12 protein-coding genes are annotated in these 11204 nt (G+C 61.8%); 5 read left to right on the plus strand and 7 right to left on the minus strand.

What is annotated here, in order from left to right; translation table 11 throughout:
* Window positions 1-69 precede the first annotated feature (69 nt).
* On the minus strand, window positions 70-648 hold the full coding sequence (locus ACYAS9_RS14260) for a flavin reductase family protein (RefSeq protein ID WP_463568956.1): 579 nt from the start codon (window positions 646-648) through the stop codon (window positions 70-72).
* 78 nt (window positions 649-726) lie between these two features.
* On the opposite strand from ACYAS9_RS14260, the gene ACYAS9_RS14265 reads away from it, so the two are divergent.
* Complete coding sequence (locus ACYAS9_RS14265; RefSeq protein ID WP_463568957.1) at window positions 727-1326, plus strand: nucleotidyltransferase family protein; 600 nt, start codon at window positions 727-729, stop codon at window positions 1324-1326.
* On the opposite strand, the gene ACYAS9_RS14270 is transcribed toward ACYAS9_RS14265, so the two are convergent.
* The 5 genes from ACYAS9_RS14270 to ACYAS9_RS14290 all read right to left on the minus strand — a co-directional run bounded on the left by ACYAS9_RS14270 (window position 1315) and on the right by ACYAS9_RS14290 (window position 7876).
* Window positions 1315-2289, minus strand: coding sequence for an XdhC family protein (locus ACYAS9_RS14270; protein ID WP_463568958.1), 975 nt, complete (start codon window positions 2287-2289; stop codon window positions 1315-1317). The two genes, ACYAS9_RS14265 and ACYAS9_RS14270, sit on opposite strands and share 12 nt — an antisense overlap.
* A 5-nt stretch (window positions 2290-2294) precedes the next feature.
* On the minus strand, window positions 2295-4511 hold the full coding sequence (locus ACYAS9_RS14275; protein WP_463568959.1) for a xanthine dehydrogenase family protein molybdopterin-binding subunit: 2217 nt from the start codon (window positions 4509-4511) through the stop codon (window positions 2295-2297).
* Window positions 4508-5497, minus strand: coding sequence for an FAD binding domain-containing protein (locus tag ACYAS9_RS14280; RefSeq protein WP_463568960.1), 990 nt, complete (start codon window positions 5495-5497; stop codon window positions 4508-4510). The genes ACYAS9_RS14275 and ACYAS9_RS14280 overlap by 4 nt, the downstream gene beginning before the upstream one ends.
* On the minus strand, window positions 5497-6144 hold the full coding sequence (locus tag ACYAS9_RS14285; RefSeq protein ID WP_463568961.1) for a (2Fe-2S)-binding protein: 648 nt from the start codon (window positions 6142-6144) through the stop codon (window positions 5497-5499). Before ACYAS9_RS14285 ends, ACYAS9_RS14280 begins: the two co-directional genes overlap by 1 nt.
* 778 nt (window positions 6145-6922) lie before the next feature.
* Entirely contained in the window at window positions 6923-7876 is a 954-nt protein-coding gene (locus ACYAS9_RS14290; RefSeq protein WP_463568962.1) for a DMT family transporter, read from the minus strand.
* Window positions 7877-8017: 141 nt separating this feature from the next.
* On the opposite strand from ACYAS9_RS14290, the gene ACYAS9_RS14295 reads away from it, so the two are divergent.
* Window positions 8018-8503, plus strand: a complete 486-nt coding sequence (locus tag ACYAS9_RS14295; protein ID WP_459744695.1) for an Lrp/AsnC family transcriptional regulator — start codon at window positions 8018-8020, stop codon at window positions 8501-8503.
* 10 nt (window positions 8504-8513) lie between these two features.
* On the opposite strand, the gene ACYAS9_RS14300 is transcribed toward ACYAS9_RS14295, so the two are convergent.
* Entirely contained in the window at window positions 8514-8951 is a 438-nt protein-coding gene (locus ACYAS9_RS14300; RefSeq protein WP_463568963.1) for a YqaA family protein, read from the minus strand.
* Between the two features lie 256 nt (window positions 8952-9207).
* Between ACYAS9_RS14300 and hmpA the strand changes: the two genes are divergently transcribed.
* The 3 genes from hmpA to ACYAS9_RS14315 all read left to right on the plus strand — a co-directional run bounded on the left by hmpA (window position 9208) and on the right by ACYAS9_RS14315 (window position 11195).
* On the plus strand, window positions 9208-10389 hold the full coding sequence (gene hmpA / locus ACYAS9_RS14305) for an NO-inducible flavohemoprotein (protein ID WP_463568964.1): 1182 nt from the start codon (window positions 9208-9210) through the stop codon (window positions 10387-10389).
* A gap of 154 nt (window positions 10390-10543) precedes the next feature.
* On the plus strand, window positions 10544-10861 hold the full coding sequence (locus ACYAS9_RS14310) for a hypothetical protein (protein WP_463568965.1): 318 nt from the start codon (window positions 10544-10546) through the stop codon (window positions 10859-10861).
* Window positions 10854-11195, plus strand: a complete 342-nt coding sequence (locus ACYAS9_RS14315) for a hypothetical protein (protein WP_463568966.1) — start codon at window positions 10854-10856, stop codon at window positions 11193-11195. Before ACYAS9_RS14310 ends, ACYAS9_RS14315 begins: the two co-directional genes overlap by 8 nt.
* Window positions 11196-11204: the final 9 nt, after the last annotated feature.

Below are 11204 nucleotides of genomic sequence, written 5' to 3' on the forward strand. Positions count from 1 at the left end.
ACATAAATCTATGGTGTTGCCCTTCGCAGCTAAAGCAGCTCCTACGAGCCCCTACGAGGTCCTGCGCGTTCATTCAGCCCTGACGATAGCCGCGTCGCCAATGGCGTAGTAATGCCCGCCCGCAATGTAGTGCAGGCTGCGCCATTGCGGGTCGGCGTGTTCGAACTGCCAGTGGCCGTCCTTGAACACGCGGTCGTCGGCCCAGGCGGCGACCACTTCGCCGATGAACAGGTCGTAGGCCTGCTGGTTGTGCGGTTCATTGATCACTTTGCAGATCAGCCAGGCCGAGCAACCCGACACCAGCGGCGTGTCGAACCCTTCCATGTGCAACAAGTCCACGCCACAACGCGCCAGCTTGTCCGGCTCATCGGCCAGGCTCTGGCTGCCCACGGCCTGGGTCAGTTGCAACTGTGCAAGGTTCGGCACCTGCAAGGCGAAATAGCCGCTGCCTTCGACCAGGCGGCGGGTATGGGCGATCTTGTCGAGCACCACGGTGACTTTCGGCGGGGAAAAATCCAGCGCGCAGGCCCAGGCGGCGGCCATGACGTTGTCGACACCGGCGTGAGTGGCCGACACCAGAACGGTCGGGCCATGGTTGAGCAGGCGGTAGGCTTTTTCCAGCTCGACGGGGCGAATGTGCGGGTTCATCAATACTCTCTCGGGATGTGCAGTCTTGTTCAGACCTGCAAAGATGCCACAGGTGCAGCCATTCAGAGCGTTTCCATCATGAACAATGACATCCCTTCCACACCTGTGATTGCCCTGTTGCTGGCCGCTGGCAGCAGCCGGCGCTTTGGCAGCGACAAGCGTCAGGCACGCCTGCCGTGCGGGCGCAGCGTGTTGCAGGCCAGTCTCGACACGGCATTGCAGGTGTTCAGTCAGGTGCATGTGGTGCTGCGCGACACCGACGATATCGACGCATTGGGCATCGCCGCGACGGTGCCGGTGGTGCGCAGCCCGCAGGCCGATCTGGGCATGGGCCACAGCCTGGCGAGTGGCATTGCAGCGCTGGGCGATTCGGATGCACAGGCGGTGGCCATTTTGCTCGCCGACATGCCGTGGCTGCGCCGCGAAACGTTATTGCAGTTGGCTGCGCATGCCGACCCGCAGCGCATCGTCATGCCGGTGTATGACGGACAACAAGGCCATCCGGTGATCATCGGCCGGGCATTCTGGCCGTTGCTCGAAGGCCTGACCGGCGACAAAGGCGCCAAGGCAGTGATCGCCGCTCATGCGCAAGCCTGCATCCGTATGCAGACGGATGACCCCGGCGTGCTGCTGGATGCCGACACACCGGACGTCCTTGCGGCTGCTTCAGAGCTGTAAGCGGTCAACACCATTGGCGGTACGCAACACATCGGCCATCACCGCCAGAGCGATTTCGGCCGGTGTCTTGCTGCCCAGATTCAGGCCGATGGGCGCATGAATGCGCGCCAGCGCCGTCTCGTCCAGATTGCCGATGCGCGTCAGCCGCTCCAGGCGCTTGTGGCTGGTTTGCCGCGAACCCATGGCGCCGATATAGAACGCTTCGGTGCGCACCGCTTCGAGCAAGGTCAGGTCGTCGAGGCGCGGGTCGTGCGTCAACGCCACCACCGCCGTGGAGGCATGGCAGCCGCCGTCGGCGATATACACCGCCGGCAGCACCGGGCACACCTCGACACCGGGTAATGAAAAACCGGCCAGCACCTCGGGACGCGGGTCACAGACGATGACTTCATAGCCCATGCTCAGGGCAAAGCCTGCACAGAACTCGGCGACCGGCGACAACCCGGCCAGCAGCAGGCGTTGCACGGCGCCGATGCGGATGGTCGCGGTATCGTTGTCGACCTGAATCCGCGCCTGGCCCATTTCGCCAGGCTTCAGCGACGGCAGCGCGCTGCCCTGCCCCAGCCCGACCACGCGCTTGAGCAGCCCGCGACCGCTCAAGGCCTGTTCGACCTGGGCCAAGTGCGCCTGAATCGCGTCGCCGGGCGTCAGGTACTCGACCAGCACATCCAGCACCCCGCCGCACGGCAAGGCCAGGTTCGGCGCCAGCCCGCCGGCGCCATAACGCACCTGCTGATTGGTGGGCGCAAACGATCCCTGCGCCAGCCGCTCGAGAAAATCCTCCTCGATGCAGCCACCGGACAGCGAGCCGCGATGCTCGCTGCTGGACAGCGCCACCAGCATCGCCCCCGGCCCGCGCGGCGCGGAGCCGTAGGTCGAGAGCACGGTGCACAGCCACACCGGCTTGCCCGCGGCCAACCAGTCGCGGGCCTGTTGCACGACTTGCAAGTCGAGCTGTTTCATCGGCGTCAGACCCCGGCCATGAGTTTTTCCTTGGTGATCGGCAAATCGCGAATGCGCTTGCCGGTGGCGTGGTACACCGCGTTGGCCACGGCGGCGGCCAGCCCGGTAATCCCGATCTCGCCAATGCCACGGGCACCGAACTCGTTAAGGTTGAGGTCCGGGTAATCAAGCAGGATCACGTCGATTTCAGGCTGGTCGGCGTGCACCGGCACCACGTATTCGGCGTAGTTGTCGTTGACCGCCAGGCCGGTACGCGGGTCGTACTCGGTGGCCTCGAACAGCGACATGCCGATGGCCATGACAATTGCGCCTTCGACCTGGTTACGCGCCGCCAGCGGGTTGACCACCTTGCCGACATCGATGGCGCTGACCACCCGCGACACGCGCAGGCGCGAGATGCCCGGGTCCCAGCGCACCTCGACAAAATGCGCACCGAACGAGCGGAACGAGAATTCCTTGGCATTCTTCTGTTCGCTGTGGTGCGTGCCATCGGCGCGGGCCAGGCGTTGCTGCTCCAGCACCTTGGCAAAGCTGATACGGCGCTCGCCCTTGACCAGATGACCGTCCTGCACCTCGAGGCTTTCCGGTTTTTCGCCGGCAAAGAAGCCTTTCTCGGTGACCGCATAGCTGCGCAGTTTGTCCAGCGCCTGGCGAGTCGCACCGGCCAGGGCCGGCATGATGCTGGCGGTCACCCAGCTGCCACCGGACACCGGGCCCGGTACAAAGGACGAATTGCCCAGTTGCACCTCGACCTTGTCCATTGGCAGGCCGGTCAGCTCACTGATGGTCTGGGCGACGATGGTGTATGTGCCGGTGCCGATATCCTGCACGCCACATTGCACCAGTGCCGTGCCGTTGGCCTGCAGGCTGACCCGCGCTTCGGTCGGCACCTGAAAGGCTTCCCAGTTACAGGCGCCCATGCCGTAGCCGATGATCTCGTCGCCGTCACGCATGGCGCCGACCTGCGGCTTGCGCTGCTGCCAGCCAAACTGCTTGGCGGCCTTTTCGATGGCCTCGGGCAGGTGATTGCTCGACCACGGCAGGTCGCTGCTTTCATCGCGGCTGGCGAGGTTGCGGGTCCGAAACTCAAGCGGATCGACATTGGCGGCCAGGGCCATTTCATCGATGGCCGACTCCAGGGCAAACAGCCCCGGCGCAGCACCCGGTGCGCGCATCGAGGTGGGCGTGCCGCGATTGACCGGGCTGGTGTGGTGGCTGACCAGCACGTTAGGGCAGCTATAAAGGCTTTTGCTCACCGAACCGCAGGTCTCGGTGTAGACATCCACCGTCGAGGTGCTGTTGTACGACTCGTGACTCAGCGCCACCAGCTTGCCGGCCGCATCGGTGGCCAGGCGCAGACGCTGGCGGGTTTCCGGGCGATGGCCGACGGTGCTGAACATCTGCGCACGCGGCAGCATCAACTGCACCGGGCGACCGGTAACCCTGGCCGCCGCGCAGGCTGCAATCGAGTGCGGCCATGGCCACAGTTTGCCGCCAAACCCCGAACCAATGAACGGCGCACGCACCTCGACCTGTTCAGGATTCAGGTCGAAGACATTGGCCAGAAAGTTGCGGTGATTGACCACGCCCTGGGTACTTTCTTCGACGTACAGCCGGCCATCCTGCCAACGCGCCGTGGTGGCGTGCATTTCCATCGGGTTATGGGTTTCGACCGGCGTGGTGTAGGTCACGTCGATGCGCTTGGCCGCGCCCTTGAAGGCGTCATCCGGCTTGCCACGTTTATGCGTGCCATCGGCTTCCTTGGCACCGTGCACACGCATGCCCTGCTCCAGCGACTTGACCGCGTCCTGCGCTTCATACCGCACCTTCACTGCACGGGCGGCAGCGCGGGCCCGCTCGAAACTGTTAGCCACCACCAGGGCAACGAACTGGCCGGGGTAGTAAACCTGATCGTCCTCGAACGGCAGGCGGTGCTCATCGGTCTTGCTGGCGCTGAGAATGGTGTCGAAGCTCATCGCGGTTTCCGGCGTGCGGTGCAAGCGCGGGATGTTGCCGTGATGAAGAATCTCGGCCACACCGGGCATCGACCGCGCGGCGGCGTCATCGATCGCCAGAATACGGCCGCGGGCCACGGTGCTGTAGACACCGTAGGCGAACAGCATGCCGTCCTGCGGATAGTCCGCCGCATAGCGCGCACTGCCGGTCACTTTCAGCCGCCCGTCAATACGCTTCTGGGCTTTACCAATGGGGGACTGACTCATGACAACTCCTTGGCCGTGAGATCACGGAGGTTGCGAACGATGACCTGTTGGCCGAGCGGAATCTTGAATGCGTTGTGCTCGTAAGGCTTGGCGCCTTGTAAGGCGATTTGCGCGACTTTTTCAAACAATTGCAGCGACGCTGTCTGGCCGATCAGCGCACGTTCCGCTTCCACTGCCCGCCAGGGTTTGGTACCGACGCCGCCGAGTGCCACGCGGGCATCGGTGATTTTTTTGCCGTCGAGTACCACCACGACCGCGCTTGAAGCAAGAGCGAACTGGTAAGAGGTGCGGTCGCGCAATTTCAGGTAGGCCGAGCGGCTGCCGGCCAGCGGTGCATCCAGAGTCACGTGAGTGATCAACTCGCCCGGTTGCAGCGCGTGTTCGCGCCATGGCGTGTCGCCTGGCAGCAGGTGAAAATCGCTGAAGGGAATCTCACGCGTGCCTTGCTTGCCCTGCACCGTGACCTGCGCGCCCAGCGCGGCCATGGCCACGCACATGTCCGAAGGATGGCTGGCGATGCAGTGTTCGCTGGTGCCCAGCACCGCGTGCACACTGCGGTTCAAGCCGTCGATGGCGGCGCAGCCGGAGCCCGGCTGACGCTTGTTGCAGGCCGAAATACCATCACGGAAGTAGTTGCAACGCACTCGCTGCATGACATTGCCTCCGGTGGTGGCCTTGTTGCGCAAAGCGGTGCTGGCACCCTGCAGAATGGCCTGGGCCAGCACCGGGTAGTGCTCACGCACACTGGCATGGTTGGCCAGCTCGGTATTGCTGACCAGCGTGCCGATGCGCAGGCGACCGTCGCTGAGTGGCTCGATCTGCTTGAGCGCCAGGCGATTGATGTCCACCAGTTGCGCGGGCTGCATGATATCGAGCTTGACCAGGTCGAGCAGCGTGGTGCCGCCGGCCAGATAAACGCTTTGCTCGCCGGCAGCGGTCACGGCCTGGGCCGGCGAGGCGGCGCGGGCATAGTCGAAAGTGCGCATCAGACCGCCCTCCCCAGCTTGCCCCGCGCCGACTGCACGGCGGCGAGGATGTTCTTGTAGGCGCCACAGCGGCAGATATTGCCGCTCATGGCCTCGCGCACGCTGGCGTCATCGGCGGGAATGTTCGGGTCGTTGAGAATCGCCACCGCGCTCATGATCTGCCCCGAGGTGCAGTAACCGCACTGGTAGGCATCGTGCTCCCAGAAGGCTTCCTGCACCGGGTGCAGCTTGCCGTTTTCGGCGAGCCCTTCGATGGTGGTGATCTCGTCGCCGTCGTGTTGCACCGCAATCGACAGGCACGAATTGATCGCCACGCCATTGACCAGCAAGGTGCAGGCACCGCACTGACCGTGGTCGCAGCCTTTCTTGGTGCCGGTCAGTAACAGGCGGTCACGCAACACATCAAGCAGAATCGCGTTGGCCGGCACATTCAGGCGATGGCTCTGGCCGTTGACCTTGAGCACGATCGTCTGCTCGCCGGGGGCTGGGCCGTGGTTGCTGTCAGGGGCGGGCGGCGTTTGCGCGGCCTGTGCAGTTTGCTCCGGCACCCAAGTGCCGATGCCGGCGACGGCAATGCCCGAGGCACCGACCTGCAGGAAGCGGCGACGGGAAGATTGCAGAGGGGGAGACTGTGGCGTTTCTTTCATCAGGATCACCGTTCAAGGGTGCGCTCACGAGGCGCATGGGGTCGGCGGGCTGCGATACGTGTCGCAGCCTGTCCAGTAACCGGTCCCTTGAGTCGACCTGAGGCTGATGAATAGATTCAGCGAAATTTATAGTTGGTCTGCCAAATGGCTGGGCTGCGCACTGCACAAAACCGGTAGCGGATCACTCGCCGCACTGTCGCGCCGCAAACACCGGCCCGTAGGAGAGAGCGCCAGCTCGCGAAAGCACCAGTGAAATCAACACATTTGCGGTGAATGTACCTACGCCTTCGCGAGCTGGCGCTCTCTCCTACGGGTTCTGGGCTGGCCTTGATACTGAGTACGACACAAGTTATGTAGGAGTGAGCGCAGCTCGCGAAAGCGCCAGTGAAATCAACACATTTGCGGTGACTGCACCTACGCCTTCGCGAGCTTGCGCTCGCTCCTACGGGTTCTGGTCTGGCCTTGATACTGAGTACGACACAAGTTATGTAGGAGTGAGCGCAGCTCGCGAAAGGGCCAGTGAAATCAACACATTTGCGGTGAATGTGCCTTAGCCTTCGCGAGCTTGCGCTCGCTCCTACGGGTTTTTGGCTGGCCTTGATACTGAGTACGACACAAGTTATGTAGGAGTGAGCGCAGCTCGCGAAAGCGCCAGTGAAATCAACACATTTGCGGTGACTGCACCTTAGCCTTCGCGAGCTGGCGCTCGCTCCTACGGGTTTTGGGCTGGCCTTGATCGTGAGTACGACACAGAGTCCGTTGGCGGAGGTTGAGTGATCTACGCCTGAGGGCGCTTGACTGTGACGATGAGGATGCCGCCGAGAATCGCCAGCAATCCGACGATCAGTGCGCTGGTCAGTTGCTCGCCCATGAACACCACCGACATCAGCAAGCCCACCACCGGCACGCCGAGCATGACGGTGGACATGCTGGTGCTGGACAACCACATGCTCGCGGCATTCACCGCGCAAAAGCAGAACGCAGTAGCCAGCGGGCCCATGAACAACATGATCTGCCACAGCGCCCAGGAACCGTCGCCGGTAAACGCGCCTTCCACGCTATAGGCCAGCACCAGCAACGGCACAGTTGCGGTGAGCATCTGCCATGGTGCCAGTTGATAGGCGCTGGCTTCGGGCCGCGAGTGGCGCAAGTGCAGGATGCACAGCGCCCAGCACAACGAGGCGCCGATCAACATCAGGTTGGCCTTGAGCAGCGCAGTGTTGCTCCAGTCCAGAGTCAGTGGGTTGAACAGCACACCGACGCCAATGCCGCCCAGCAGCGTGCCGGCCAGCTGGCGCCGGGACAGGCGCTCACCAAAAAATGTCACGGCAATCGGCGTCACCCACAGCGGCGTGGTGTAGGCCAGCACCGCCGAGCGTCCGGCCGGCACTTCGGTCATGGCCATGGCACCGAGCACGGTGAACGTCAGCATTTGCAACAGGCCGACACTGAGGATCAACGGCAGATCGCGGCGGGTCGGGATGCGCAACGTGCCGGTGGCCAGTTGCAAGGCGAACAGGCACAAGGCGCCAGCGGCAAAGCGCAAAGCCGAGAACCAGATCGGCGTGATGTGCTGCAGACCGGTTTTCATCACGGGCCAGTTGGCGCCCCAGATCAGGATCGCCAGCACCAGCAGCGCCACACCCTTGGCTTGCGGCGAGGTCCACGGGCCACTGGTTGCGGGCATGCCGTCCATGGGCACTGCAGTGTCAGTTTTGCTTGCGTTGATCATGCTGCCCTCTAAACGGCTGATTACTGTCAGAGGGGAATTTTATTCAAGCATCGCAAGAGTTTTTTTCCTGCTTTACCTTTCGCTTGAGGTTTTTCAAGCATTAAAATCTGCGCCTATACGATTTCGCAGAGGTTTATTCTCTTGAAAAAGCTCGACCGTACCGACATCAGCTTGCTCGACAGCCTGCAGCGTGACGCCAGCATCACCAATGCCGAGCTGGGCCGCTCGGTTAACCTGTCGCCCACGCCGTGTTTCAACCGGGTCAAGTCGATGCAGGAAGCCGGGCTGATCAAGGGCCAGGTCACCCTGCTCGACCCGAAAGTGCTGGGCCTGGACCTCAACGTGTTCATTCACGTCAGCCTGGAAAAGCAGGACGAAGGCGCCTTGCAGCGCTTCGAAGCGGCCGTGGCCGGACGCCCGGAGGTGATGGAGTGTTATTTGATGACCGGGGACGCCGATTACCTGCTGCGCATCCTGGTGCCGAACATCCATGCGCTGGAGCGCTTCATTCTTGAGCACCTGACCAAAGTGCCGGGCGTGGCCAATATCCGCTCCAGCTTTGCGCTCAAGCAGGTGCTGTACAAGACCGCCCTGCCCTTGCCACCGGATGGTTTGACGCTGCGCTGACGCCACCGCGCTAAATTACGTGCAGCGTGACCAGCGCCACCACCAGATAACGCACGCCCTTGGCGACGGTGACAATCAGGGTGAAGCGCCACAGCGGCTCACCCATGACGCCGGCCACCACGGTAAACGCATCCCCGATGACCGGCACCCAGCTCAACAGCAGCGACCAGTAGCCGTAGCGGGCGTAGTGCCGACGGGCCTGGTCCAGGCGTTTTTCACTGACCGGAAACCAGCGCTTATGGCGCAGGCGCTCGACCGAACGGCCCATCAGCCAGTTGAGCATCGAGCCCAGCACGTTGCCTGCCGTGGCGACCAGCAACAGCAGCCAGGTCAGGTAATGCCCGGACAGCAACATGGCGACCAGCACGGCTTCCGATTGCATCGGCAACAAGGTTGCGGCGCCGAAGGCGGCAAGGAACAGGCCCAGGTAGCTGGAGAGTTCGAACATCCGGGGTGATTGCCCAAAGGGGATGGAGAGCGGGCATCGTAGCGTTAAAGGGCCACGACGATAAGGGCGACGCTCAAGATGAGGATGGGCGCTCGCAGCACTGGAGTCAAAATGACCAATCGAAGTCATTTCGACTCCAAAGGCCTTGTGGTCTTTATGACACTGACTTCGCGTAACCCTTGATTCCCGGGCCTTTACGCTCTGGCACGGAAGTTGACTCTGTACAGGCAACTGTTAACTGCCGAGGAGTGCTTCCATGTTCACTGACCCACAACGCGCGATCATCAAGGCCACTGTCCCGCTGCTGGAGTCGGGTGGCGAAGCGTTGACCACCCATTTCTACAAGATGATGCTCGACGAATACCCCGAAGTGCGGCCGCTGTTCAACCAGGCCAACCAGGCCACTGGCGCCCAGCCGCGTGCCCTGGCAAATGCGGTATTAATGTACGCGCGCAATATCGACCGCCTTGAGGCCTTGGGGCCACTGGTCGGGCAGATCGTCAACAAGCACGTGGCGTTGCAGATTCTGCCCGAGCACTACCCGATTGTCGGCACCTGCCTGTTGCGTGCCATTCGTGAAGTGCTGGGTGCCGAGATCGCCACCGATGAAGTGATCGACGCCTGGGCCGAGGCCTACGGCCAACTGGCCGGCATCCTGATCGGCGCCGAAGAGGCCGCCTATCAGCATAACGAAAGCGCCAAGGGCGGCTGGCGCGGTGCGCGGGTGTTCAAGGTGGCGCACAAAGAGCAGGAAAGCGCGCAGATCACCTCGTTTTACTTCGAGCCTGAAGACGGCGGCGCGGTGGTCGACTATGCACCAGGCCAGTACCTGGGTATCAAGCTGGACATCGATGGCCAGGAAGTGCGGCGCAATTATTCGTTGTCGGCGCAGGCCAACGGGCGCAGCTACCGGATCAGCGTCAAGCGTGATGGTCAGGGCGTGGTGTCTAGGCATTTACATGACCGCGTGCAGGTGGGCGACCGTGTCGAGCTGTTCCCGCCGGCCGGGGATTTTACCTTGCAGGCATCAACACGGCCGTTGGTGCTGATCAGCGCCGGCGTCGGCATCACCCCGACACTGGCGATGCTGGAAGCGGCTCTGCCAACTGGTCGGCCGATCACCTTCATTCACAGTGCCCGCAATGCCAGTGCCCAGGCCTTCCGGCCATGGCTTGAAGCGTTGCAAGACCAGCACCCGCAACTGGCCTGCCACTTCTGCTACAGCCAGCCTGAAAACGGTGACCGCTTCGATGCTCAAGGCCGCCTGAATCAGGAAGTGCTGGGCAGCTGGCTGCCACAGAATCGCGATGTAGACGCTTACTTTCTGGGCCCTGTCGGGTTCATGGCCAGCGTCAGGCGCGACCTCAAGGCGTTGGGCGTGCCCGAGGCGCAGAGTCATTACGAGTTTTTCGGGCCGGCGGGGCAATTGCCGGCGTAATGGCCGAGCAGTCAAGACTCGATACTGTTTGTTTAGAGTGCGCGGTCAATCTGGTGATACTTTGGATCAACAGGGATTTGGACTTGCGCAAGCTCGGCTCTCGCTCCCTCTTAAACTACCTTCTCGATGATGAGTGACAGGAGCTTTGAGTAGCATGGACGACGATGATAATCCCATTGAGATAACCGACGAGCTTGCAACATTCCTGGAGGGGCCAGCGTCACGCATGGACCTGGTTCTTTTGGTGCAGCCTCTGCGCTCCGCAGCACTCACGCTTTTCGGTGCATCAATGAACTCATTGGCACTACACATTCACGAACTTCCCGATGGCGAGAGCAGATCCAAGGCAGTCAAGTCCTTTGACGAGTTGAGTAACATTTTCGAGGCCATTGATAAATTTGATGAGCGTATCGGTATGTTGCTCCGTGGAATGGAGATCCAGGACAAAAAGCAGGAGGCTACTCATGACTGATAAAGTGAGCTACCTTAAGGATGAGTACAGGCAAATATCATCTGACTTGGCTGGTGATTACACACGAAAAGGCGGAGGCGGATCTGAGCCCCCGCAGGGAAATGAGATGGAAAAGCGCGTTGCCGATCTTGAGAAAACCCTGCCAGATATCAAAGAAAAGCTCACTGCGATCCTGGCCAAGGTGGATTCTATCGATAAGCATTCTGCCACCAAGGCGGATCTTGCCAATACAGAACTTGGCATGCTGAAATGGTGCGTGGGTACAGCCATCGCGATGACCGGCCTGGCCTGTGCTATTACATTTGGGATGACCAAGGCATTCCTGGGCAACTAGCTTTTAGAT

The organism is Pseudomonas sp. HP_08 (genome assembly GCF_055284095.1).

What these genes read in the sequence shown, in the direction of transcription:
- ACYAS9_RS14260 (WP_463568956.1), bottom strand. Translation starts at nt 648, where the DNA reads ATGAACCCGCACATTCGCCCCGTCGAGCTGGAAAAAGCCTACCGCCTG.
- ACYAS9_RS14265 (WP_463568957.1), top strand. Translation starts at nt 727, where the DNA reads ATGAACAATGACATCCCTTCCACACCTGTGATTGCCCTGTTGCTGGCC.
- ACYAS9_RS14270 (WP_463568958.1), bottom strand. Translation starts at nt 2,289, where the DNA reads ATGAAACAGCTCGACTTGCAAGTCGTGCAACAGGCCCGCGACTGGTTG.
- ACYAS9_RS14275 (WP_463568959.1), bottom strand. Translation starts at nt 4,511, where the DNA reads ATGAGTCAGTCCCCCATTGGTAAAGCCCAGAAGCGTATTGACGGGCGG.
- ACYAS9_RS14280 (WP_463568960.1), bottom strand. Translation starts at nt 5,497, where the DNA reads ATGCGCACTTTCGACTATGCCCGCGCCGCCTCGCCGGCCCAGGCCGTG.
- ACYAS9_RS14285 (WP_463568961.1), bottom strand. Translation starts at nt 6,144, where the DNA reads ATGAAAGAAACGCCACAGTCTCCCCCTCTGCAATCTTCCCGTCGCCGC.
- ACYAS9_RS14290 (WP_463568962.1), bottom strand. Translation starts at nt 7,876, where the DNA reads ATGATCAACGCAAGCAAAACTGACACTGCAGTGCCCATGGACGGCATG.
- ACYAS9_RS14300 (WP_463568963.1), bottom strand. Translation starts at nt 8,951, where the DNA reads ATGTTCGAACTCTCCAGCTACCTGGGCCTGTTCCTTGCCGCCTTCGGC.
- hmpA (WP_463568964.1), top strand. Translation starts at nt 9,208, where the DNA reads ATGTTCACTGACCCACAACGCGCGATCATCAAGGCCACTGTCCCGCTG.
- ACYAS9_RS14310 (WP_463568965.1), top strand. Translation starts at nt 10,544, where the DNA reads ATGGACGACGATGATAATCCCATTGAGATAACCGACGAGCTTGCAACA.
- ACYAS9_RS14315 (WP_463568966.1), top strand. Translation starts at nt 10,854, where the DNA reads ATGACTGATAAAGTGAGCTACCTTAAGGATGAGTACAGGCAAATATCA.